Genomic DNA, 24,830 nt, shown 5'->3' on the forward strand with positions numbered 1-24,830 from the left:
AGGGCTAAATTAGGGATAAAAAAAAAGACCTCATAACAAAATAAGCTGTTACGAGGTCTTTTCCGACAAATACAGTCTTTAATTTAAATAACTCACTAATATTTTCACTTTCCGCCAGACTGCTGTAAGGTTTAGATTTACCTCCCCTCCGGGGAGGTCAGAATTGCATTTTGCAATTCTGGGTGGGGTTTTCTAGGTATCTAATTTTCCCTGAACTCCAACATCCTGTTTCTTACCACTAACCGCGGCAACCCCCATTTTGAAAATAGTCACCATTTTATTGTATTTATTGTCCCAATAATACGATTCACTTGGAATTACTTTAATCGCTGTAATTGTTGGGTCATTTTCTCCATCGAACCATGCATCATCAACCTTGGAATATAATTCTTTAATCACCTCCCGATTTGTCTCGATATATGCTTCTCCATAAACGCTTAAAAATTCCATATCGGAGGTGTCGCTATAAAGCAATTGCACTCTCTTATCTTTTTCGATGTTTTGATTGTGTTCACTGGTGTCTTTACTTAAAAACCAGATGGCTCCATGATCATCTACCTGTTTTGTAGACATGGGAATTGCATGTAAAGGCGTCGCATCTAAATTGGTGACCAACATGCAAAAGTCGATATCTTTTGCCAGTTCAGTGATTTTTTCCCTTGCTTCTTTATCATATAAATTCTTCGTACTCATAGTTTTTTAGTTTGACATGAAGATACTTTAGAAGCTAAAGGAATTGAGCCAAGGATTTATTAAAAATGAGAACATTCCTGTTAAGAATTGTAAAATCAGGAATATTTTTGAAGTATTTGAATCACCTGCCTTTTGTAGCCCTCACCAAAAAGATTAAAGTGCACCAGAAGATAATATAATTGCCAAAAATCCAGGCGATCTTTCCAACCGGGCTGGAGCGGAAAATAATTTTCATATTCACTAAAAAGTCCTTCAGTAAAGCCGCCGAATAATTTCATCATTCCAAGATCCATTTCCCTTGGAGCAAATGCCGTAGCGGGATCGATCAAACAAGCCTGTCCTTTTTCAGAAACCAGATAATTGCCATTCCAAAGATCTCCATGTATGAGTGATGATTTTTCCTGCGGAATTTCATTTCTACAGTTTTTATAGAAAGCTGAAGAAATTGGCAAATGATAGCCTCGATCCTGGGCCATTTTTATTTGTGGCTCCAGGCGCATTTCAATATAGAAATCGGCTGCGGAATCTTTTTTATCATTGTACTGCGGAAGGCTGCCAATATAATTGTCACTATCAAAACCGAAATATTCCCGCGTATTTTTATGAAGTTCTGCGAGTTTCCTTCCAAAATCTTTCCAGAAATTCCCGGAAGGCTTTCCGGTAGGAATATATTCCAGAAGTAAATAACTTTCAGTCCCTATTTCCCCACAGGAAATTGGTTGCGGAATGTTGAAAATTTCAGGCTTTCTTAGAGCTTCCAATCCGGTTTTTTCAGCCTGGAACATTCCCGGAAATTTTTTGCGATCATTCAGTTTTACCACAAATTTTTCCGAAGTTGTTTCAATAAGATACACCGCATTAATGTCGCCACCACTTAGAGTTTTATAATGCTTCAGCTCTAAATTATTTTCTTCAGCAATAAGGGAAAGGGTATTTTGCTTACTTCCGCTCATAGGTTAAATACGTGAAAGCGTATTTGTGTTTTTCATCGCAGGGGTGAAATTGTTCATCTTTTAATTCCCACCTGGTTTCATCGATCTCGGGAAAATAAGCATCGGCTTCAAAAGTACCGTGTACGCGGGTTAATTCGATACGATCAGCTTCACTTATTCCCATTTTATAGATTTCACCGCCACCAATGATAAATGGCTGTGTATCCAGTTTTGAAACCCGAATTGCTTCCTCCATAGAATGCACAATAATCGCACCTTCAGCTGTATACTCTTTTTTTCGGGTAATTACTACATGCTTCCTATTGGGTAAAAGTTTCGGAAAAGACTCAAAAGTTTTTCTACCCATGATAATATAATGTCCTGAGGTAAGCCTTTTAAACCTTTTGAAATCATCTGGCAGATGCCAAACAAGTTCATTGTCCTTTCCTAGGGCATTATTTTCAGCCGCAGCTGCAATCATCGTAAGCATACTAACTGTTTATAGGATAATCTGGATTTTCAGGCTTGATATTCCCGGAAGAGGGTAGTTCCTCATTTCTTCTGGCCGTTTCCCGGCGCGGTAAAGGATAGTCTTTTTCTACCTGCATTTTTAACTCGGCTATTCTTTCTTTTTGTTTTTTTACGAGTTTAGCTACCTGTTTCGCTTCCCAGTCTTTTCCCATCAAACTGTTTACAATAAGTGTATTGAAAAAATGGATTAGAAAAAGCAGCGTCCAGAGAAGGACCGCCCAAACGAACCAGTTATAGCCTAAAGGTTTGAAATCTTCCTGATAACCGATGACCACATTTAAAACTATAAGAAAAACGGCACCAATCAGGAAAATAACAAAATGCTGAAATAGTCTCTTTTTCTGGGCTGCCCTTTTGCGGGCGTTCTCATAAAGTTCCCGTTGTTCGTAATCTACTGAGGCAGGATTTTTCTTTTTAGAAAACATAATAAGAATTACATTAGTGTAAAATCAAATTTACAGTTTAATAAAAGAACTCCCTAAAGCTTATGGATAATTTAAGAAAAGGCTTTCCTGTACTGGAACAATACATCTATTTGAACACGGCAGCTTCCGGTTTGCTGCCGGAAAAAGTTTGGGAATTTCGCCAGGGACATGATATGGATTTCCTCATCCAGGGAAGTATTTTAAAAGAAAAGCAGGGAGAATTACTGGCCAAAGTTAGGGAAGCCGTAGGCCGCTTTTTTCATTGCGAACCAAACCGGGTAGCGTTGGTGCCCAATTTTTCTTATGGTTTTAATAGTTTTTTGGAAAGTGTCCCGGCAGATTCAAAGTTTCTTTTGCTTAAAGATGAATATCCTTCCATAAACTGGCCCGTTAATTCCCGTAATTTTGAAACTGTTTTTGCTGAAATCAATGAAACGCTGGAGGCAAATATTATTGAAAAACTTCAGGCTGAAAAACCCGATTATTTCTGCTTCAGCATAGTTAATTACATACACGGCATAAAACTTGGCTTTGATTTTCTAAAGAAATTAAAAGCAGATTTTCCTGAAGTAAGTTTAATCGCTGATGGCACCCAATTTTGTGGCACGGAAGATTTCAACTTTGACGAATCCAGAATCGATGTTCTCATTAGCAGCGCATACAAATGGATGAATGCGGGATATGGAAATGGATTTATGCTCTTTAATCATGAAATACAGAAAAAAATTTCGCCAAAACATTTAGGCTTTGGCTCTTTACAGGGGAAATATAAGACTCATGAAGGCAACTTTATTGGCAAATTTGAGCCGGGACATCAGGATACGCTAAATTATGGAAGCTTGAAAATCGCCATCGAACTTATAGAAAAAATTGGAATTTCATCTATTCAGCAACAAATTGGGCATTTAAAAAACTTGGCCCGAAAAAGATTTATGAAAGCTGAAATTATTGAAAAGTGGATGGGAGAACGTGAAGATTTTTCTTCAATTTTTAATATTAAGGGAGATGAGAAACTATTTAAAAAATTGCGCGAAAATGATATTATTGTTTCCCAAAGAGGGAATGGTTTGCGCGTAAGTATGCATTATTTTAATTCTGAAAAGGACTTAAACAGGTTATTTTCAGTATTAGGGATTTGATTTTGTAATGTTTTACCCTGAAAGATTTGTAAATTATTCGCTGAAAATCGTTTTCGTATTTTCATTTTTCTTATTAATTAACCAAAAAAATTCCAGATTCGGAAAAGTGTATTTAAGTAGCTCATTTTTATTGGTTTATAATTGATTATTGATTTTATTTGGGGTAGTTTTTAGAATTTAAAAATAGAAATTATGCCAATTACAAAACAATATTTAAAGTCAAAACCAGAATGTAAGGTTACGTTTAGTTTTCCTGCAAAAGAAGCTTCAGAGGTAGAAGTTTCAGGAGAATTTAATGAATGGGATTTTATGAAACTTAAAAAGCAAAAGAATGGTATTTTTAAAGGTCAGGTAAATTTACCTGTGGAAAAAGAATATCAGTTTAAATATAAAGTAGACGGGGAGTGGCAAAATGATCCGGCCGCAGACAAATATCTGTGGAATGATTTTGCAGCTTCAGAGAACAGCGTTGTGGTTGTTTAATATTTAAAACAGGTCACCGGATTCGTTTATTCGGTGACTTTTATGCCTTTCCAAAAAGCTACATAATTTTCAATAGGTTTGGCTGCATGACTTGCCTGTGGATAATACCAGGCTGCGTTTTCATTCAATTTATCACCAACCTTTACATTGTAATAAGAAGCTACGCCCTTCCAGGGACATCGGGTTTCGTGCCCACTTTCCTGAAAGTACTTTTTATTTATATCGTTCATGGGGAAATAGTGGTTATTTTCCACAATTTTCGTGGTGTCACTTTCAGCTATAATTTTTCCGTTCCAGATCGCCTTCATAAACTCAATTTTAATTTGTCTTCCTCTTAAATATATAATTTTTAAAAGTATTTTCCTCGTCGGTAAATTGATCGGTAATTTCCAGACCTGCTTCATCTGCCAGCCAGGAAACGATCGCATCATCATATTTTTGTGAAATTTCCGTATGAATGCTTTCCCAGGCATCAAAATTCACCTGAAGACCCAGCTTGTTAATATTTACTTTTTGGGCCTTCTTGCTCACTAAAAAACTTTTAGCCGTTCCTGTTTCAGGATTATAAGTTTCCCAATGCATAAAAGCATCGAGGTCAAACTCTCCGTCTAATTCGGTATTGATCCGGTTTAAAAGATTTTTGTTGAAAGCTTCGGTGATTCCTGAAGGATCGTTGTATGCGTTTAAAATTTTCTCAGGATTTTTTTTCTGGTCAAACCCCATGAACAACATATCTTCCTCACTCATGGCGTGGCCAATATTTTCAAGAAATTCAATCGCTTCTTCATGATGAAGGTTCCCAATATTGCTTCCCAGTACCACGATTACTTTCTTTCTGGACTTGTATTCGGTTAACTTTTCCAGCGTGGCGAAATAGGTTCCCTGCTGGACTTTAACTTCAACTGCAGGGATTTCTTTGGTAAGGGATTCTTCAAGCCCCTCTAAAACATTATGACTGATATCTATGGGTAAATAAGCAAATTTTGCTTTGTCTTTTAGTAATTGTTTCAGAAGGATTTTCGTTTTTTTCCCGTCACCTGCGCCTAATTCTATAAGGTCAAAACCATCAGATGAACTAAATGCTTCTGAAATTGCTTCAGAATTTTCCTTTAAGATATTAAATTCACTGCGGGTCAAATAATACTCCGGCATTTCCATGATCTGCTGAAAAAGTTCATCACCCTTTTTATCGTAAATATATCTGGAATATAAAAACTTCGGAAAAGCATTTAGTCCTTTAAAAGTATCTTCAGCAAAAGCTGATTCAAAAGTTGTTTCAGTTGTATTTTTCATTCATTTAAACTATTTGGCCAAACGAAAGCCAGTGAATTGCCATCGCAAATGCGGATGAAAAAAGTTCCTGTAGGTAGGGCGGGCATGATTTTTTGAAGTAGCGATAGAAGCGCCTCTCAGCACTTTTTGGTTCACCATAAATTTTCCATTATATTCTCCCAGCGCACCGTCTGGTTTTGTGTAATTTGGATATGGAGCATAGGCTGATTCTGTCCATTCCCAGCGTGAACCCCAATCAAATCTCTCCTGGGCAACTTCCCATTCCTGCTCGGTTGGTAATCTCAAACCTTTCCATTGAGCATAGGCAAAAGCTTCGTAATAAGAAATATGGGTAACCGGGGCTTCAGCATTTAATTCCTGCAATCCCTGCAAAGTATATTGATGCCATTTGTTTTCAATGAGATGCCAGTAAAATGGTGATTTAATGTTATGGGTATTGATCCAATCCCAGGCTTCTGCATGCCATAAGAGAACATCTTCATAACCGCCAGCTTCCATGAATTCAAGAAATTCTTTGTTGGTAACCAGTTTATTGGAAATATTATAATTCTGAAGAAAGGTTTGGTGAAAACCCTGTTCGTTATCGTAACAAAAATCATCAGAATTATGACCAATTTCATAAATGCCTTCCTCAACTTCCAGCCATTTTTGTTCAACATTTTGAACCGGATTTTCTTCAAATTCTGAATTGTAAACCGGCATTAACGGGTTATTTCCCAGAATATATTTGATGTCTGTATATAATAATTCTTGATGCTGCTTTTCATGATGACAACCTATCTCTATCACCTGGAGTGCTTCTTGGGTTAATTCAGCATTTACTAAAAGATCGATCACCTTTGCAGTAACAAATTCCCTGAATGTATAAATCCAGGCCACCGTGGGCCGGGAAAGATTTCCACGATCTGTTCTAACCACTTTTTCACCAACACTTTCATAATAACTATTAAATACATAAGCAGTATTCTCGTCGAATAATTTATGTTCGCTAGAGTATTCTTTTAAGACAAATTCTTCAAAAAACCAGGTGGTGTGCCCCAAATGCCATTTTGGGGGTGAAACATCTACGATGGGCTGTACCACATAATCTTCAGTTTCAAGATAAGAGCAGATCTTTTCTGAATCGGCTCTGGTTTCTTTAAATAGTGTAAGTAATTCCTGTTGTGAAAGCATAAAAAAAGTGATACCTATTGGGTACCACTCAAATTTACGATTTTTTGAAAATGACTTCCCTTAATCGGTCGTTAAGGTGTAGTTAAAAATTGAAAGGCATGGTATATTTGATTTTTACAGGTTTTCCAGCCTGCTTCCCTGGAGTTAAAGTAGGGATGCTTTCAACCATTCTCTTCGCTTCGGCATTTATTTTTGCATTTTCACCTTTTACTTCAGTGACCTCAACTTTACCTTCCTCATTGATTACTAGGGAAACAATGGCTTTTCCGCGAATAAACTCACCTTTCTCATTTTTTGGATATTTGTAAGTTTTTTTCACATGTTGAATTAACATAGAATTGAAACATGCTTTTTGATTATCGTTGTCTTCACAACCTGGCCATACGGGTGCGATCTCTTTTACGGTGATGGTATTTCCACTCACTTCTACATCATCCTGGGCAAATACTCCCAAAGACATAAAAAATAGGGTGGTAAAAAGTAACTTTTTCATAGGATTGGTTTTAATTATTGATAGATAGGGACGGTAAATATGAGAAAACAAGTCAAGCTTTCAAAATCTACTTAAAGTCTGGACTACTAATACAAAAACCTTTCCAGTTTTTAAACGGCGACCTTAGCTTTAATTCCAGGGTATGGATCATAATCTACAAGCTGAAAATCCTCAAAATCAAAATCAAAAATATCTTTGATTTCAGGGTTTAACTTCATTTGCGGTAAAGGCTTCGGATTTCTGCTTAACTGAAGTTCCACCTGCTCCATATGATTACTATAAATATGTACATCCCCAAAAGTATGCACGAAGTCCCCGGCTTCATAACCACATACCTGCGCCATCATCATGGTAAGTAGGGCATAAGAAGCGATATTAAAAGGAACACCCAGAAACACATCTGCACTCCTTTGGTACAACTGACAACTTAATTTACCATCGGCGACATAAAATTGGAAAAATGCATGGCAGGGTGGAAGCGCGGCCTTTCCATTGGCAACATTTTCTGAAAAGGATTTTGAAGGATCGGGTAAAACTGAAGGGTTCCAGGCAGAAACTAACATTCTCCTGCTATTGGGATTGGTTTTTAAAGTTTGGATAACCTCCTTAATCTGGTCAATGTCCTCACTATTCCAATTTCTCCACTGGTGTCCATAAACCGGGCCCAGATTGCCGTTTTCATCGGCCCATTCATTCCAGATCCTTACGCCATTTTCCTTCAAATAGTCAATATTGGTATCGCCTTTCAAGAACCACAATAATTCATAAATGATTGACTTTAGATGAAGTTTTTTAGTGGTGACCATGGGAAATCCCTCGCTGAGATCGAATCGCATCTGGTAACCAAAAACGCTTTTTGTGCCGGTTCCGGTGCGGTCCCCTTTTTGAGATCCATTTTCTAATACATGCTTTAATAAATCGTGATATTGCTTCATGGGAGGTCTTTCTAAAACTTCAGTTATAATTTTTCTAAAAGTAAGAAATCAGGTAAAAAACTATAGCTGAATTTGGCTTGAGTTATCAACTTTGTGTTAACGGAACGAATTAATCCTCCAAATCCTGCACTGCACACCTATCTGCGTGATATGCATTTCTTTCGCCCATTGGTTTTTCAAGGCCAATAGTGGTGTCGTATCGGGTTTGATGTTCCATTTCAGAATTTATTTCAGCACCCATTAAAACAATAAAGGCAGTTAAGAACAACCATAACATTAAAATAGCCACGGCAGCGAAACTTCCGTAGAGATCATCGTAGCTTCCAAAATTACTCACATACCAGGAAAACAGCATAGAGCCGGCAAGCCAAACCAGAGTTCCCAACAGCGCGCCCCAGGTCACCCAGCGAAATCTGGGACTGCGGCGATTTGGTGCGATTTTATAAACCATGCTAAGTGTGAGTACCAAAATAACTCCAAGCAATACCCAACGAAACCAGGTAAGTACATGTTCAACCTGGGGGTTCAGCCCAAAATTTTTAATAAGTAGCGGGAAAAATATAACAATCAATAAGCTGATAAATCCAAGCACCACCCCAGACAAGGTGAAGAGCATGGTCATTAAGTTTTTTTTGATAATTCCCCGGGTATCGATCTCATCATAGGCGATATTTACACCCTGAAAAAGCGCGCTCGTACCTTTATTGGCACTCCAAATACTAATCAAGACACTTACAGCCAGTCCCCAGCCAATTTCCTTTTTAGATTGAAGAATTACCGGCTCTAAAAAATCTTTAATCATTCCAAAAGCCTGTTGGGGCAGGATGAGACTTAGTTTTGAGATCTGCTCCTGGATTTGTCCCGGTTCTAATACTAAACTATAAATAGAAATTGCTGCAATAATTGTTGGGAAAATTGCCAGAAAAAAATAGAATGCCACGCCTGCAGCCACAATCTGTACATGATCAGCTTTCATTTCATGAAAGGATCTTTTGCAAATATCCAGCCACCCTGGCAATGGAATCTGGTGTGGCCATTGCGCATCTTCACCCCGGTATTTTCTGTAGTTTTTTTTAGTTTGTTCCATGTTGAAAAGCAGCATTAGCAGCTGTAAATTATGTTCGCTGAAAAGTGTCCTGTGTCAGTCTAAATTATGCTAAGTTTTAAAAGAAAAAGGATTTAAAAAGTTTCACTGAAAATTATAGGTTTATCCTATGATCATCCCGGCGATGGTTGCCGACATTAAGGAAGCCAGGGTTCCTCCAATCAAAGCCTTCATTCCAAATTCTGAAAGGGTTTTACGCTGTCCCGGGGCAAGCGAGCCTATTCCTCCGATCTGGATCCCAATGGAGGCAAAATTTGCAAATCCGCAGAGCATATAGGTGGCCATGATCACAGATTTCTGGTAATTGAGACTAAGCGCGTTCGCGGGGTTTTTTAGCTCCGCTAATTGTATATATCCCACAAATTCACTGGCTGCAAGCTTGATTCCAAGAAGTTGTCCCATTAACATTACGTCTTCTTTGGCCACTCCAATTACCCACATAAGCGGTGCGAAAATAAGACCCAAAATAGATTCAAGTGAAAATTGGGAATACGGAGTATAAACCGCCATAAGATCATTAAGATGGATCAAACCTCCAACTTTAGCCAGAATAAAGTTGATCATGGCGATAAATGCTATAAATACCAGCAACATGGCTCCAACATTTGCGGCAAGTTTTAAACCTTCTGTAGTACCATTTGCTATAGCATCAAGAATATTAGAGCCAATTTTTTCTGAAGAAACCTCTATATTTTCATTGATCAATTCCTGTTGAGGGTATAAAATCTTTGAAATTACGATGGCTCCCGGAGCTGCCATTACTGAAGCGGCTAATAAATGCTTGGCAAATTGCAACCTCAATTCAGGATCGTCTCCACCTAAAAATCCAATATAGGCAGCGAGGACTCCACCCGCTACCGTTGCCATTCCGCCAATCATTACTAACAGGATCTCAGATCTGGTCATCTTTTCCAGGTAGGCTTTGATCATTAACGGAGCTTCCGTTTGCCCTAAGAAAATATTTCCGGCAACGCTTAAACTTTCAGGCCCTGAAATCCCCAGTAATTTGGTAAGCACCCAGGCCAGTCCTTTAACCACAACCTGAATAATTCCTAAATAAAATAATACTGAAGTTAAGGCGGAAAAGAAAATAATGGTAGGTAATACCTGGAATAAGAAGATAAATCCAAAACTATCCACATCCATCATGCCCCCAAGCAGGAACTCACTTCCTGCAGCGGTAAAATCCAGGATATACACGAAAATTTTTCCCACGAATTCAAAAATATTTTGAACAAGAGTGATCCTCAAAACTCCAATAGCCAGTAATAATTGGGCAAGCACGCCCAGGCCTACAGTTTTCCAGTTTATTGCCCGGCGATTGTTGCTAAAAAGAAAAGCAATGATGAGTAAAACTGCCATTCCCAAAGCGCCACGTATAACACCCACAATGGTTAAGCCTGCGTTGGGGATCATTTCTTTGGCGGTATTTGCCGGAACCACTTCATTTACCGTTAGATCTACCGCTGAAAGTTGAAATTCTTTGCCGTTTGCAGTAATGAAAAGATGGGAATCTGATAAATCGTTTACCCTTAATTTTTGAATACTGTCCTTCGGAATAGTATAAAAAAGTACCAGCAAATTATTCTGGTACATATAATCTCCTGATGCTACCGTGTCTTCTTCAGCGATAAAATTAAAAACCCCTTCAGAAAAGTTGACATTATCGGCATTTAAAAAAGGACTATTAACCTGGGTGCTATCCGCGGGAGATTCAAGTTGCCAGTTTTTGGAGATTGTTTGAGATACAGAAGTTGTAACGGAAAATATAATCAGAAACAGGCAATACCAGATTCGATTCATGTGGAGGAATTATTTTCTTTTGGAAATTTCGTCGCGTATACGTGCAGCTTTTTCATAGTCTTCCTGAGTCACTGCCTTAGATAATAATTCTTTTAATTCTTCCAGGGACATTTTCTTATAATCTGAGCCGTCATCATCAGAAAACATTTCAATATCATCGCGCAATAATTCTTCAGATATAATATCTTCTTCCAGATCTTCCTTCTTCTGTTGCTTTTCTTCAGCTTTTAAATAAATACCAGCCTTATCCAGAATATTTTTATAAGTGAAAATTGGGGCGTTGAACCTTAAGGCCAATGCAATAGCATCACTGGTCCTGGCATCGATAATTTCTTCTTTTCCTTCCCGTTCACAAATTAGGCTAGAATAGAAAACGCCGTCCACAAGTTTGTGAATGATCACTTGTTTAATTACAATATTAAACCTGTCAGAAAAATTCTTGAAAAGATCGTGGGTAAGGGGCCTGGGTGGTTTTATCTCTTTTTCCAGTGCTATGGCGATTGACTGTGCTTCGAATGCACCAATAACAATGGGAAGCTTTCTATCGCCTTCCTCTTCATTAAGGATAAGGGCGTAAGCTCCATTTTGGGTTTGACTATAAGATATTCCTTTAATGTTCAGTCGGACTAAACTCATATTTTAGTAAAATATAAAGGGCTGTCTAAATTAGGGCATTTTACCAGATTTAGACAGCCCTTTTAAGGGGCACAATTTAGGAAAATTATGCGTTTTTCTCTTTAAATTCCTTCAATTTTTCATTTAAACGTGGAACGATTTCAAATGCATCTCCAACCACTCCGTAATCTGCGGCTTTAAAGAAAGGTGCTTCAGGATCGTTGTTAATCACCACTTTAGTTTTTGCGGCATTAATTCCTGCTAAATGCTGGATCGCTCCTGAAATTCCAATAGCGATATACAGGTTGGATGCTACAGGTTTTCCTGTTTGACCAACGTGTTCACTGTGTGGTCTCCATCCCATATCACTCACCGGTTTAGAACAGGCGGTAGCAGCACCTAAAATCTCTGCCATCTCCTCGATCATTCCCCAATTTTCAGGGCCTTTTAAACCACGACCACCAGAAACGACAATTTCAGCATCGGCAATAGTGACCTTGTTGGTTGCTTTATCTACAGACTCGACATTTACCGAAAAATCTTCTTCAGATAAATTTGGTGAAAAATCTTCTCTCGTTGCGGCACCCGAATTTTCTTTGAGCCCGTAAGCATTTTTAGAAATTCCCACAATCTTAATATCGGTATCAATTTTAGTGAAATTGAAAGCCTTGTTGGTAAATGCTGTCCTTTTAACAGTGAACGGGTTATCTTCCGGCAAGGCCACCGCGTTGGAAGCATAACCTGCTTTAAGATCTACCGCTAATAACGGGGCAAGATATTTGGCATTGGCACTCTGGCTTACGACCACTACTTTTGATCCCTCTTTTTCTGCTGCCTGGCTTACCGCATCTGCATAAGCTTCGGCATTAAAATTTGATAATTTATCGTTGGAAACAGCTAAAACTTTGTCCACTCCATATTGTCCCAATTCTGAATTGTCTTCAGTATTAAAAACAACAGCGGTGACCGATGTTCCCATCATATCGGCTATGCCTTTTGCATAGGAAGCCACTTCCAGTGCCGACTTTTTAAATTTTCCTTCTTCTGATTCTATATAAGCTAAAACTGACATATTTTTTATTTTAAAATTAATAATCCTGATAGGGTCACTTAGATCGCTTTTGCTTCATTATGAAGCAGGTTGATCAATTCATCAAGATTATCAGGATCAATAAGTTTTACCGCACCTTTAGGTTCCGGTTTTTCAAATTTCACCGCTTCCGTAGCCATGTCGCTTTCTGAAGGTTCGATGATATTTAAAGGTTTTTTACGGGCCTGCATAATTCCTCTCATGTTCGGAATTTTCAAGTCACTTTCTTCAACCAAACCTTTTTGGCCTCCAATTACCAGAGGAAGGGAAGCGGTCAAGGTTTCTTTCCCGCCGTCGATTTCACGAATTGCAGTGGCTTTGTCACCTTCAACCTCTAGGCTAATGCAATTATTTACAAAATTGGCTTTCAAAATTCCGGCTAACATTCCCGGCACCATTCCACCATTATAGTCGATAGATTCCCTACCTGCGATGATCAAATCGTATGAACCATCCTGAACCACTTTCGCAAGTTCTTTCGCAACCTGGTAACCATCTTTTGCAGCAGTATTTACACGAAACGCGGCGTCTGCCCCAATGGCTAAAGCCTTTCTTAAAGTTGGCTCTGTTTCCGGGCCTCCCACATTTACCACATCTACACTGGCTCCCTGTTTTTCTTTAAACCACATGGCACGGGTTAAGCCGAATTCATCATTGGGATTGATCACAAATTGCACACCGTTGGTGTCGAATTTGGTATCCCCATCAGTGAAATTGATTTTCGATGTAGTGTCAGGCACATGACTAATACATACTAAGATTTTCATATATAAAGATATTTTTTTAATAATTCGTTTGCATGGACGAAGGTAAGTAAATTAAACCAAAATATACTATGCATGCATAGTAAAATTAAGGAAAATTGATGTCGGAATTTAGATGATTCTGAAACAAAAGATAAAATCTCTAAATAACCAAAAAATTCTTAGAATCCCCATTCGGAATTAGGCTTAAGTTTTAGCTTAAGAAAATTTTAATCGGCAATTAGGCGAAATACTTTTGTGAATTACTATTTTTGCCTTTCAGTATTAAAAACAAGAAAGTTAATAATGAGGACAATTCAATTTAGGGAAGCCGTTCGCGAGGCGATGAGCGAAGAAATGCGTCTGGACGACACAATTTATTTAATGGGTGAGGAAGTTGCCGAATATAATGGAGCTTATAAGGCTTCTAAAGGTATGCTTGACGAATTTGGTCCTGAGCGGGTAATTGATACCCCCATTTCTGAAATGGGTTTTACCGGAATAGGTGTAGGTTCTGCAATGAACGGGAACAGGCCTATTATTGAATTTATGACCTTCAACTTTTCGCTTGTGGGGATCGATCAAATTATAAACAATGCTGCCAAAATGAGGCAAATGAGTGGCGGGCAGTTTAATATTCCTATCGTTTTTAGGGGGCCAACCGGTTCAGCCGGACAGTTGGGGGCAACACATTCACAGGCTTTTGAGAGCTGGTTTGCCAATACTCCCGGTTTAAAGGTTATTGTACCTTCAAACCCTTATGATGCGAAAGGTTTGTTGAAAGCAGCCATTCGTGATGACGATCCTGTGATCTTTATGGAAAGCGAGCAGATGTATGGCGATAAAGGCGAAGTGCCCGAAGAAGAGTACGTGATAGAAATTGGTAAAGCCGATATTAAAAGAGAAGGTAAGGATGTAACCATCGTTTCTTTTGGTAAGATAATCAAAGAAGCCTATAAAGCAGCGGAACAATTAGAAGAAGATGGAATTTCCTGTGAGATCATAGATCTTAGAACGATCAGGCCTCTGGATCAGGAAGCCATTTTAGAATCTGTAAAGAAAACCAACAGGCTGGTTATTCTGGAAGAGTCATGGCCTTATGGAAATATTTCAACTGAAATTACCTACCTGGTGCAGTCTAAGGCTTTCGATTATTTGGATGCGCCCATTATAAAATTAAACACAGCTGATACCCCGGCGCCTTATTCTCCGGTTTTGCTGAAGGAGTGGTTGCCTAACAGCGATGATGTTGTTAAAGCTGTTAAAAAGGTTATGTACAAGTAAGCTTAATCAACTTATCTTTGAAACTTCATCCTTACCCGATGAAGTTTTTTTTTACCCAAATATGAATAAATCCTTTCTCTTTATTTTCCTCTTTTTCTTCGGAATTTCCTCTTTTGCCCAAACTAAGGTTGGTGGTGTGGTCATCGACGATTCTGAAAAACCTGTGGCTTTTGCCAATGTGGTTTTTAAGGGAACGCGCACAGGAACAAACACCAATGAAAATGGTAAATTTTACCTGCAGTCTGAAAAGGATTATGACACCCTGGAAATTTCCTTTATAGGTTATAAAACCAAAGATATCTTCCTGAAATCTTCAACAAGCCTGGATCTTAGAATTTCTTTAGAAGAAGAAGCCTCACAACTGGATGAGGTTTTTATTTTTAAAGGAAAGACATCAAAAAAGAACAATCCCGCCATAGATATTTTGAAGAAAATTTGGGCTCATCGTCGCGAAAATGGTATTAAATCCTTTGATCAATATTCCTATAAAGAATATGAAAAGCTGGAAATGGATTTGAACACGGTTGATAGCGCAGTGATGAATAGCAGGCTTTTTAAAGGCATGGAATTTATCTTCAATTATACTGATACAAATTCAGTCACCGGAAAAACCTATTTGCCCTTATTTATCAATGAAGCAGTTTCCAATATTTATGGTGACAATAAAATCGGGACCAGAAAAGAAGTGCTCATTGGAAACAGGAATTCAGGATTTAGCCAAAATCAGAATCTTATCAGCATGTTTAAAAACATGTATGAAGATTATGATATCTATAGAAATTATATCAAATTTTACGATAAGGCCTTTGTGAGCCCGGTTTCTACCACCGGTATCGATTCGTATAATTATGTGTTAACAGATAGTACGTATATCGATAATAAATGGTGTTACAACATTGTGTATTACCCACGACGCCAAAATGAACTAACATTTAAAGGGGATTTTTGGGTAAACGATACGACCTGGGCGATTAAGAAAATTGATATGGAAACCTCGCTGGATGCGAATATCAACTGGGTAAAGCAGGTGAATATTCAGCAGGAATATAAAGTGTTGAATGACTCGGTTTTTGTGATCACCAAGGACTTCTTTATGGCAGATTTTGGTTTGAGCGAAAAAGAAGGTTCCCGGGGCGTGTACATAAAAAGGACGCAGCTATTTGAAGATTATCAGTTTGATAAGGAGCGGCCAGTTTCATTTTATCAGGCTCAGGTATACAACCCTAATCTTGCAGCCTATCAACGTGAAGATGATTTTTGGGTGAAAAACCGAATGGAACAATTGTCCCGGAACGAGCAGGATATATACGTGATGCTGGATAGTTTAAAGGAAACAAAAGCATTTAACAGGATCTATAATCTTGCAAGCATTGCCCAGTCCGGCTTTGTAGAGTTTAACGGCTGGGATTATGGCCCAATTTATTCAACTTTTGGTTATAATGATGTGGAAGGAATGCGTTTGCGCTTTGGAGGGCGAACCTATTTTGGGCAAAATGATCCCTGGCGAATTGAAGGTTATGGGGCTTATGGATTTAAGGACAATAAGTTCAAATATGGCATTTTAGGAAAAGTACTTGTGGATCCTAAATCCAGGTTAATCCTTTCTGCCGGGAATAGGAGGGATGTGGAACAATTGGGCACGAGTTTAACCAATTCAACAGATGTCCTGGGAAGAAGTTTGGCTTCATCTTCAGTGATTAACGTAGGTGATAACGATAAATTAAGTTCCATAAATTTAAGTACGGTGTCTTTGGAGATAGAACCACTGAAAAATTTCACCCTTAGAGTTGGGGCCAATTACCGAAATATTAAACCGGCCTCACCCACTTTTAGTCTGGATTATTTTGTGGATAAAGATCGAACTATGGTTAATTCAGAAATCAATCAAACTGAAGTTTCTACAATTTTGAGTTTTAGTCCGGGACGGGAAGTTTCCGGTTATGGTGTGGAAAGAAATGTGGTAAATGGCGGGGATTTTCCAACTATTTTCCTGAATTACAGCCTGGGCATTAAAGACATCCTTGGCAGTGATTTTAATTATAAAAAAGTGCAGTTATTCTATGATCAGCCAATTTTAATTGGTGGTTTGGGAAGATCTAATTTTAGTCTGGAAGCGGGCAAAACCTATGGGGAAATTCCGCTGGGTTTGTTGAGCGTGGTTCCGGGAAACCAGACCTATTTTGCACTTTATAACACCTTTCCGGTTTTGAATTTCTATGAATTTGTGACCGATACGTATGTTTCCGCGCATTTTAATCATAGTTTCAACGGAAGGCTTTTTGCGAGGATCCCCGGTGTTCGCGATTTAAATCTACGAGAGCTGGTGGGGATTCGTGCCGTTTATGGGGAAATTTCCGAAGAAAACAGATTATTGGATGCTTCAGGATTGGTACTACGTGCTCCAGACGACGCGCCTTATTATGAATATAGCCTTGGGGTGGGCAATATTTTCAAAATTTTACGAATTGATGCGCACTTCCGGGGAAATTATTTTAACGTTCCCGATGCCCGCTCTTTTGCGATAACTGCAGAATTTGGATTTGATTTTTAATTGCCGGTTTAAGATTGAATTTGTTTATCTTTGCACCCCTTAAATAAAATTGAATTAAGAAAATGATGTCTGAAAGTTTTGATGTATTGATTGAAATCCCTAAGGGAAGTAGAAATAAATACGAATATGATTTTAAACTGAAGAAAGTTCGTTACGACAGGATGATCTTCTCCTCGATGATGTACCCTGCAGATTATGGTTTTATTCCGAACACGCTGGCGTTAGACCAGGATCCTCTGGATGTACTTGTTTTGGTTTCTGAACCAACTTTCCCGGGAATTGTGATGGAAGTAAAGCCGATTGGAGTTTTTCATATGGCCGATGAAAAAGGACCAGATGAAAAGATTATTTGCGTACCGGTTTCAGATCCTATCTGGAATAGGCTTAATGACCTGAAGGAATTGAATGGTCATATGATCAAGGAAATCGAACATTTCTTTAAAGTGTATAAAGATCTTGAGAAGAAAAAAGTAGATATTGGTGATTTTGGCGATGTGAACGAGGCAAGGGAAATCATCGCACAGTGTATTAAGCGCTACGAAGATTATGAAGGCGATAAGTCCCGTTTCAGTATTGGATAAGGAATAATCACTTGATTATTTTAATATAATTAAAGCAATAACCTTAAAAAGTTATTGCTTTTTTAATTATATCGGTTTTACTACATTTGCTCGCATTAATATTTATTTAACAAACTAACGCGCTTTATGGAAGAAATAATGATTTATGTGCCTGCAATTTTGGCAATAATCGGTCTCATCTTCATGGGAATCAAAAGATCCTGGGTATTAAAACAAGATGCCGGTGACGGCAAAATGAAAGAAATTAGTGACCATATTTATGAGGGTGCACTTGCCTTCCTAAATGCTGAATATAAATTACTGGCAATCTTTGTCGTGATCGTTAGTGTGTTGTTGGCCATTGTGTCCTTTGTAGTTCCTACTACTCACTGGCTCATTGTTATTGCCTTTATATTTGGGGCGGTGTTTTCAGCTTATGCTGGAAATATAGGAATGAAAATCGCCACAAAAACAAATGTACGTACCACGCAGGCGGCGCGAACAAGTTTGCCTAACGCCCTTAAAATTTCTTTTGGAGGCGGTACAGTGATGGGACTTGGTGTTGCAGGTCTGGCCGTACTGGGATTAACTACTTTCTTCATCTTTTTCTTTCATTTCTTTATGGGAGGTGTCTGGACGAATAATGCCGATATGACCATCGTGCTGGAAACATTAGCAGGATTCTCTCTGGGAGCTGAATCTATTGCGTTATTTGCCAGAGTAGGTGGCGGTATCTACACGAAAGCGGCAGATGTTGGGGCCGATTTGGTGGGTAAAGTGGAAGCTGGTATTCCTGAAGATGATCCGCGTAATCCTGCAACAATTGCAGATAACGTGGGTGATAATGTTGGTGATGTTGCCGGGATGGGGGCAGATTTATTTGGCTCTTATGTGGCCACGGTACTTGCCGCGATGGTTCTTGGTAACTACGTGATTAAGGATATGGGCGGGATGGTAGATGATAAATTTGGCGGAATTGGCCCTATTTTACTACCTATGGCTATTGCTGGTGTTGGGATTATCATTTCAATAATAGGAACGCTCTTGGTGAAAATTAGCAGTAATGATGCTAAAGAAAGTCAGGTAATGGGCGCATTAAATAAAGGAAATATTACTTCTATTGTTTTAGTGGCTGTAGCATGCTATGGTCTTTGTATGTGGATGCTGCCTGAAGAAATGGAAATGCAATTTTTTGGAGTGCTTGTACCAACAACCATTACTTCCCTGGAAGTTTTCTTTGCAACTTTAGTAGGACTTGTGGTTGGGGCGGTTATCTCTGCAGTTACTGAATATTATACCGGATTAGGTAAAAAACCTATTCTTAAGATCGTACAACAATCTTCAACAGGAGCAGGTACAAATATTATTGCCGGTCTTGCTACCGGGATGATTTCTACCTTCCCTTCAGTTTTATTGTTTGCTGCGGCAATTTGGGCATCGTATGCTTTCGCAGGATTCTATGGGGTTGCCCTGGCGGCATCTGCAATGATGGCTACCACTGCCATGCAGTTGGCGATAGATGCTTTTGGACCTATTTCAGATAATGCCGGTGGGATTGCTGAAATGAGCGAACAGGAACCAATTGTTAGGGAAAGAACAGATATTTTAGATTCAGTAGGAAATACTACAGCAGCAACTGGAAAAGGATTTGCCATCGCATCTGCTGCACTTACTTCACTCGCGCTTTTCGCGGCTTATGTCACCTTTACCGGAATTGACGGAATCAATATTTTTAAGGCTCCGGTACTTGCGATGTTATTTGTGGGTGGAATGGTTCCCGTGGTATTTTCGGCATTGGCCATGAACGCTGTGGGGAAAGCGGCTATGGAAATGGTGCAGGAAGTACGTAGACAATTCAGGGAGATTCCCGGAATTATGGAAGGAACCGGCAAACCGGAATATGATAAATGTGTGGCTATTTCTACGGAAGCATCCTTAAAAGAAATGTTATTGCCAGGTGTATTAACCATAGGTTTTCCACTTGTGATCGCATTCGCGCCAATGGCATTTGGAATGGATTCATTATTAATTGCAGAAATGTTAGGAGGATATATGGCCGGAGTTACGGTAAGTGGTGTGCTTTGGGCAATCTTTCAAAATAATGCCGGAGGTGCCTGGGATAATGCTAAAAAGTCTTTCGAAGCCGGGGTGATGATCAACGGTGAGATGACTTATAAAGGATCTGAAGCGCATAAAGCTGCAGTTACCGGTGATACAGTGGGTGATCCTTTTAAAGACACTTCAGGGCCGTCTATGAACATTTTAATAAAACTTACCTGTTTGATTGGTTTGGTGATCGCCCCAATTTTAGGAGGTCATACTGAATCTGAACTTCCAATTCAGGAAGAAACAGCTTTTATTGAAAGTGCCGGGAAAAATTTGATAAAAAAGGAGATGAAAGTTGATATGTATACGACTGATGGAATTACGCATGCTGAAGTAGAAATTGAAACTACCAAAAATGGCAAATCCAATTCTAAAACTTATGATTTTGAAGGTACGGAAGCGGAAGTGAAGACCAAAGTTGAAGCCTTGCGATAAAAGATGTTAATGAATTTGAAAGCCCGCTTCCCGCGGGCTTTTTTTATATGGCATACTTTAGTAAACCAGTTCTATTCATTTCAGAAATATTTTGTTTGATCTCGTGTCGTTGTTCCATGATCATGGCCCTTACTGCTGCATGATTGGTTTTAGAAAGATATTTTGAATATTTTTTATAATTCTTCATTTCCCTGCGATACAAATCAGCAAAATTACTACGGCATTTTGTCTTCAAATGTGTCCGGTGATCTTTAAATACCTTTTGATGATTGAATAAAACTAAATCAGGGTCTAGAATAGTGGAAACCTCTTTTTTAACCAGCTCAATCTGTTCATCAACTGCTTGAAGAAATTGAAGTTTTTGATAGTACAGTTTTTTGTATATGCTTTTCAACGCCAGACGTTTTTCATATTGAGCGGCCACCTGATAGGTAAATATATTTTTTTGAGTTAAATACTTTAGTTTTCCAAGCAGTTTAAGCGTGCTTTTTTTCTCCGTCAATTTCATTTTTTCCCCTCCCTCTTTCTTTATACTTTGAATGGTAATCAGTTTTACTAAATTATTGAATTAGCATTTTTCGCAGGCTATTTTTAACAATTTTAACCAATTTTGATCTTGATTTATATTTACTTTAATAAAAAGATTTTCTGGATAATCCGTTTTGGTTTTTTTGTTTGTCCGTAAAGCATCCTAAACTTAAAAATGATGTCATTCTGAACTTGTTTCAGAATCTCATTTCAATGTAATCAATGTAATATGGAGACCCTGAAATAAATTCAGGGTGACGAAAGAACTTTTAGGGCAGAAAACGGATATACATTTAGTTTTTTTTCAAATACGTTTAAATTCTAAATCGGGTTAAAATCACGTTAATCGTTTTTCAATTTAATTCAACCAGCTATCTATGTTGTAAATTTAAATTAAATACAAAATTTAATATTATGGCAAAAGATCATGGGCCCAGCATTAAGAACGACGAGAAATATGAAGCCCTTTTAAAGGAGGGGATGAGCAGGCAAAAAGCAGCAAGAATAGCCAATACGCCAGATTCTGGTGAAAAAGGTGGACGGGCAGAAAAATATGAAGAACGCTCTAAAAAGGATCTTTATGAACAGGCTAAAAAAGTTGGTATTGAGGGTAGGAGCTCAATGAACAAAAAAGAATTAATCAAGGCATTAAGGAACAATTAATATGCGCTCTATTTGGAATGGTTCAATAAGTTTTGGCCTGGTAAGTATCCCGGTAAAATTATATTCAGGTTCTGAAGACAGGACCCTGGAACTCGATATGCTGGACAGTAGTGATCATGCCCGCATTCGGTATAAAAGGGTTAATGAAAATACAGGAAAAGAAGTGGAATGGAAAGATATTGTAAAAGGTTTTAAAAAAGACGATGATTATGTGATTCTTGAAAAGGAAGATTTCGAGACGGCGAATATGAAGAAGAGCAAAACCATAGATATTGAGGAATTTATCGAAGAATCTGAAGTTGCCGATGTGCTTTTTAAAAAGCCCTACTTTTTAGAGCCTCAAAAAGAAGGCGGGAAATCTTATAATTTGCTGCGGGATGCCTTAAAGAAAACCGGAAAATTAGGAGTGGCGACTTTCGTGATGCGTCAAAAAGAACATTTAAGCCTGATAGGCGTTTATGAAAATGCTTTAGTATTACATGTCATACGATTTGAAGATGAAATCAGGGATCCTTCCGAGTTAAAACTTTCAGACAGCAGTGTAAAGAAAAAGGAAGTGGATATGGCTATTTCTTTGATTGAACAGTACACCACAAAATTCGACTTCAAAAAATATAAAGATGTTTATATCGATCAGTTAATGAAAATAATCGATTCCAAAGCGACCGGTAAAAAGCCGAAAAAGGAAAAATTCGAAAGCAAACCAACCCCGGCGAAAGATCTGATGGCGCAATTAAAAGCCAGCCTGGAAAAAAAGAAGAAAAAAGCATCTTAATATATGAGTTTAGAGGATTACATCAAAAAGCGGGATTTCTCTAATACTCCGGAACCAGATGCCGAAATAGATGCATCCAATCAAAGTAGATTTGTATTTCAAAGACATCAGGCCACCAGGTTGCATTACGATTTGAGGTTGGAAATCGATGGTGTTTTAAAAAGCTGGGCCGTTCCCAAAGGCCCTTCCATGAATCCAAAAGATAAACGGCTTGCCGTTCAAACAGAAGACCATCCCATTAAATATCTCACTTTTCACGGAACTATTCCGAAGGGAAATTATGGCGCCGGACAAATGAATATTTGGGATACAGGCACATTTCAATCTGCGTTGGAGGATAAAAGCCTTTCGGAACAATACCAGGAGGGAAATGTAAAAATTAAATTTTCAGGGGAAAAAGTTAAAGGAGAATTCGCCCTGGTAAAAACACACCGTGGCGAAGCGCAAAATCACTGGCTTTTAATCAAAAAGAAAGATCGATTTTCTACCGATCTTAACTATGATGCTGAAGATTATGTGGAGAACGAACTAAAAATTTCGGATCCCCCCAAAATTAAAAAGCTCAACCCAAAGTCCATCATTAAACCTATGCTGGCGACGACCAGTAAAGAGATTTTCAATGATCCTAACTGGATTTATGAGCTGAAATGGGATGGTTATAGATTAATCGCCAATATCGATAATGGCAAAGTTTCTATCCATTCCCGAAACGGGATTTCTTACAATGCGAAATTCCCGAATCTGGTCAAGGATTTGGAACAAATTCCGCAGGATGTAATTTTAGATGGGGAAGTGGTGGTTCTGAATAAAAACGGACTTCCCGATTTTCAGGCACTTCAGAACTATGACGAACATACTGAAGGATCCCTCCAATATTATGTTTTCGACATGCTTTATCTTAATGGGCATAGCATGCTGGATTTGCCACTGCTGCAACGCAAAAGCCTTATTCCTGATGTGTTGGAAGGTTTGGATCTTTCTATGTATTGTGATCATATTGAAGGAATGGGCACGGTTTTTTACCAAAAAGCGATTGATGCAGGCATGGAAGGAGTTATCGCGAAACAGGCAGATTCTACATACTCTCCCGGCTATCGAAGTGAAAAGTGGTTAAAAATAAAATCTCAGGAAAGTGCTGAAGTTCTTATCTGCGGGTATACCGATAGCAAAGGTTCAGTATTTGGTTCATTAATTTTAGGAATGTTTGAGAATGATGAGCTAAAATATGTGGGAAATTGCGGTACCGGTTTTTCCAGTAAAACACAAAAAGAAATTCTTAAAAAACTGAAGCCATTAGCAATTGAAAAATCGCCGTTTGATGAAAAAGTAAGCTTAAAAGGCCGGGTTCCCAACTGGACCAAACCGGAAGTGATTTGCGAGGTAAGTTTTTCAGAATGGACAAAAACCGGAAGGATGCGCCATCCGGTTTTTAAAGGTTTACGTGAAGACAAGTTTCTGGAAGATGTAACGACAAATCAGAATACACCATTCAAAGAGACCAAAGGCCTATATAAACCGGGAAATGTTCTGGAAGTAAATGGAAGGGAAGTAAATATTACGAATGTTGATAAGGTATATTGGCCGGAATCCGGTCTTAAGAAATATGACCTTATTGATTATTATTTGGGAATTTCAGAATACATTTTGCCTTATTTAAAGGATCGCCCGGAGAATTTACATCGCCATCCAAACGGTATAAAGCAGCAGGGATTTTATCAAAAAGATAACGAAGGTTTGCTTGCCCACTGGATCAAAACGGTTAAAATTTATTCTGAATCCTCTAATCGTGATATCGAGTATTTGGTTTGCCAGGATGAAGCAACACTTTTATATATGGCAAATTTAGGCTGTATTGAAATAAACCCATGGCATTCAAAAATAGACAATTTAGAAAATCCAGATTATGCAATTATTGATCTGGACCCTTCAGCAAATAATACTTTTGAAGAGATCATTGAAGTTGCCCAGATTACAAAAGCTATTCTGGACGAAGCGAAAATTGAAGGATATTGCAAAACTTCAGGTTCTTCAGGTATGCATGTTTATTTGCCCCTAAATGCGGAATATTCTTATGAGGAAGCGCGAAATTTCACGAAACTGATTTGTTATTTTATTCAGGAAAAAGCCGGAAAACTGGTGAGTATGGAACGTGCGGTTAAAAATAGAAAAGGGAAAATTTATCTGGATTATCTACAAAACAGGCGTGGGCAAACCATTGCCGCGCCTTACTGTGTAAGGCCGCGTACAGGAGCGCCAGTTTCTGCTGCATTGGAATGGAAAGAAGTAAAATCAGGATTAAGAATTTCAGATTTTAATATGAAGAACATGCCCGATCGACTTCAGGAAAAAGGAGATCTTTTTGAAAATGTTTTAAAAAAGGGGATAGATATGGAAAAAGCATTGGCACATCTTAATATGCTTGAAACTTAAAATATTTATAAATCTAAATCCTGAAATTTCTATTCGGAAGAATTA

General features: G+C 38.4%; 24 protein-coding genes. 9 read left to right on the forward strand and 15 right to left on the reverse strand.

The window, feature by feature from the left end:
- Positions 1–192: 192 nt before the first annotated feature.
- From DHD80_RS17045 to DHD80_RS17060, 4 genes are all read right to left on the reverse strand, one after another.
- A complete protein-coding gene (locus DHD80_RS17045) occupies positions 193–693 on the reverse strand; it encodes a pyridoxamine 5'-phosphate oxidase family protein (protein ID WP_251742670.1) in 501 nt (166 codons plus the stop codon).
- Positions 694–788: 95 nt separating this feature from the next.
- Entirely contained in the window at positions 789–1,646 is an 858-nt protein-coding gene (locus DHD80_RS17050) for a fructosamine kinase family protein (protein WP_251742671.1), read from the reverse strand.
- Entirely contained in the window at positions 1,633–2,115 is a 483-nt protein-coding gene (locus DHD80_RS17055) for a dihydrofolate reductase (RefSeq protein ID WP_251742672.1), read from the reverse strand. The genes DHD80_RS17050 and DHD80_RS17055 overlap by 14 nt, the downstream gene beginning before the upstream one ends.
- A 1-nt stretch (position 2,116) precedes the next feature.
- Complete coding sequence (locus tag DHD80_RS17060; protein ID WP_251742673.1) at positions 2,117–2,581, reverse strand: 2TM domain-containing protein; 465 nt, start codon at positions 2,579–2,581, stop codon at positions 2,117–2,119.
- A 62-nt stretch (positions 2,582–2,643) separates the two neighbouring features.
- On the opposite strand from DHD80_RS17060, the gene DHD80_RS17065 reads away from it, so the two are divergent.
- Complete coding sequence (locus DHD80_RS17065; RefSeq protein ID WP_251742674.1) at positions 2,644–3,720, forward strand: aminotransferase class V-fold PLP-dependent enzyme; 1,077 nt, start codon at positions 2,644–2,646, stop codon at positions 3,718–3,720.
- 192 nt (positions 3,721–3,912) lie between these two features.
- Positions 3,913–4,203 (forward strand): isoamylase early set domain-containing protein, encoded by a 291-nt coding sequence (locus DHD80_RS17070; protein ID WP_251742675.1) that lies wholly within the window; start codon positions 3,913–3,915, stop codon positions 4,201–4,203.
- A gap of 26 nt (positions 4,204–4,229) precedes the next feature.
- Here DHD80_RS17070 and DHD80_RS17075 read toward each other — a convergent pair whose 3' ends face one another.
- The 10 genes from DHD80_RS17075 to DHD80_RS17120 form a co-directional block, all read right to left on the reverse strand.
- Positions 4,230–4,511: a DUF427 domain-containing protein gene (locus tag DHD80_RS17075; RefSeq protein WP_251742676.1), complete on the reverse strand. Its 282-nt coding sequence runs from the start codon at positions 4,509–4,511 to the stop codon at positions 4,230–4,232.
- A 10-nt stretch (positions 4,512–4,521) separates the two neighbouring features.
- Entirely contained in the window at positions 4,522–5,496 is a 975-nt protein-coding gene (locus DHD80_RS17080; RefSeq protein ID WP_251742677.1) for an L-histidine N(alpha)-methyltransferase, read from the reverse strand.
- Positions 5,497–5,505: 9 nt separating this feature from the next.
- Positions 5,506–6,669, reverse strand: a complete 1,164-nt coding sequence (gene egtB / locus DHD80_RS17085) for an ergothioneine biosynthesis protein EgtB (protein ID WP_251742678.1) — start codon at positions 6,667–6,669, stop codon at positions 5,506–5,508.
- Between the two features lie 82 nt (positions 6,670–6,751).
- A complete protein-coding gene (locus tag DHD80_RS17090) occupies positions 6,752–7,162 on the reverse strand; it encodes an energy transducer TonB (protein ID WP_251742679.1) in 411 nt (136 codons plus the stop codon).
- 110 nt (positions 7,163–7,272) lie between these two features.
- Positions 7,273–8,097, reverse strand: a complete 825-nt coding sequence (locus DHD80_RS17095) for a thymidylate synthase (protein WP_251742680.1) — start codon at positions 8,095–8,097, stop codon at positions 7,273–7,275.
- A gap of 109 nt (positions 8,098–8,206) precedes the next feature.
- On the reverse strand, positions 8,207–9,184 hold the full coding sequence (locus DHD80_RS17100) for a YihY/virulence factor BrkB family protein (RefSeq protein WP_251742681.1): 978 nt from the start codon (positions 9,182–9,184) through the stop codon (positions 8,207–8,209).
- Between the two features lie 120 nt (positions 9,185–9,304).
- Positions 9,305–11,005: a nucleoside transporter C-terminal domain-containing protein gene (locus DHD80_RS17105; RefSeq protein ID WP_251742682.1), complete on the reverse strand. Its 1,701-nt coding sequence runs from the start codon at positions 11,003–11,005 to the stop codon at positions 9,305–9,307.
- Positions 11,006–11,014: 9 nt separating this feature from the next.
- Entirely contained in the window at positions 11,015–11,641 is a 627-nt protein-coding gene (locus DHD80_RS17110) for a bifunctional nuclease domain-containing protein (RefSeq protein ID WP_251742683.1), read from the reverse strand.
- Between the two features lie 85 nt (positions 11,642–11,726).
- Positions 11,727–12,692, reverse strand: coding sequence for an electron transfer flavoprotein subunit alpha/FixB family protein (locus DHD80_RS17115; protein WP_251742684.1), 966 nt, complete (start codon positions 12,690–12,692; stop codon positions 11,727–11,729).
- Positions 12,693–12,730: 38 nt separating this feature from the next.
- Complete coding sequence (locus tag DHD80_RS17120; RefSeq protein WP_251742685.1) at positions 12,731–13,477, reverse strand: electron transfer flavoprotein subunit beta/FixA family protein; 747 nt, start codon at positions 13,475–13,477, stop codon at positions 12,731–12,733.
- 282 nt (positions 13,478–13,759) lie between these two features.
- On the opposite strand from DHD80_RS17120, the gene DHD80_RS17125 reads away from it, so the two are divergent.
- From DHD80_RS17125 to DHD80_RS17140, 4 genes are all read left to right on the forward strand, one after another.
- The gene (locus DHD80_RS17125; protein ID WP_251742686.1) at positions 13,760–14,737 is read left to right on the forward strand and encodes a pyruvate dehydrogenase complex E1 component subunit beta; all 978 of its coding nucleotides are present in this window, start codon (positions 13,760–13,762) and stop codon (positions 14,735–14,737) included.
- Positions 14,738–14,798: 61 nt separating this feature from the next.
- Positions 14,799–17,288, forward strand: a complete 2,490-nt coding sequence (locus DHD80_RS17130) for a DUF5686 family protein (RefSeq protein WP_251742687.1) — start codon at positions 14,799–14,801, stop codon at positions 17,286–17,288.
- Between the two features lie 62 nt (positions 17,289–17,350).
- Entirely contained in the window at positions 17,351–17,869 is a 519-nt protein-coding gene (locus tag DHD80_RS17135) for an inorganic diphosphatase (protein WP_251742688.1), read from the forward strand.
- Between the two features lie 126 nt (positions 17,870–17,995).
- On the forward strand, positions 17,996–20,389 hold the full coding sequence (locus tag DHD80_RS17140) for a sodium-translocating pyrophosphatase (protein ID WP_251742689.1): 2,394 nt from the start codon (positions 17,996–17,998) through the stop codon (positions 20,387–20,389).
- A 43-nt stretch (positions 20,390–20,432) separates the two neighbouring features.
- On the opposite strand, the gene DHD80_RS17145 is transcribed toward DHD80_RS17140, so the two are convergent.
- Positions 20,433–20,897 (reverse strand): hypothetical protein, encoded by a 465-nt coding sequence (locus DHD80_RS17145; RefSeq protein WP_251742690.1) that lies wholly within the window; start codon positions 20,895–20,897, stop codon positions 20,433–20,435.
- Positions 20,898–21,331: 434 nt separating this feature from the next.
- Between DHD80_RS17145 and DHD80_RS17150 the strand changes: the two genes are divergently transcribed.
- The 3 genes from DHD80_RS17150 to ligD are packed head-to-tail and all read left to right on the forward strand — an operon-like array spanning position 21,332 to position 24,785.
- Positions 21,332–21,580, forward strand: coding sequence for a Rho termination factor N-terminal domain-containing protein (locus tag DHD80_RS17150; protein ID WP_251742691.1), 249 nt, complete (start codon positions 21,332–21,334; stop codon positions 21,578–21,580).
- A 1-nt stretch (position 21,581) separates the two neighbouring features.
- Entirely contained in the window at positions 21,582–22,355 is a 774-nt protein-coding gene (locus DHD80_RS17155; protein WP_251742692.1) for a Ku protein, read from the forward strand.
- 3 nt (positions 22,356–22,358) lie between these two features.
- Positions 22,359–24,785 (forward strand): DNA ligase D, encoded by a 2,427-nt coding sequence (gene ligD, locus DHD80_RS17160; RefSeq protein ID WP_251742693.1) that lies wholly within the window; start codon positions 22,359–22,361, stop codon positions 24,783–24,785.
- Positions 24,786–24,830: the final 45 nt, after the last annotated feature.

It is taken from the genome of Gramella sp. AN32, from assembly GCF_023718305.1.
Lineage (GTDB): Bacteria > Bacteroidota > Bacteroidia > Flavobacteriales > Flavobacteriaceae > Christiangramia > Christiangramia antarctica.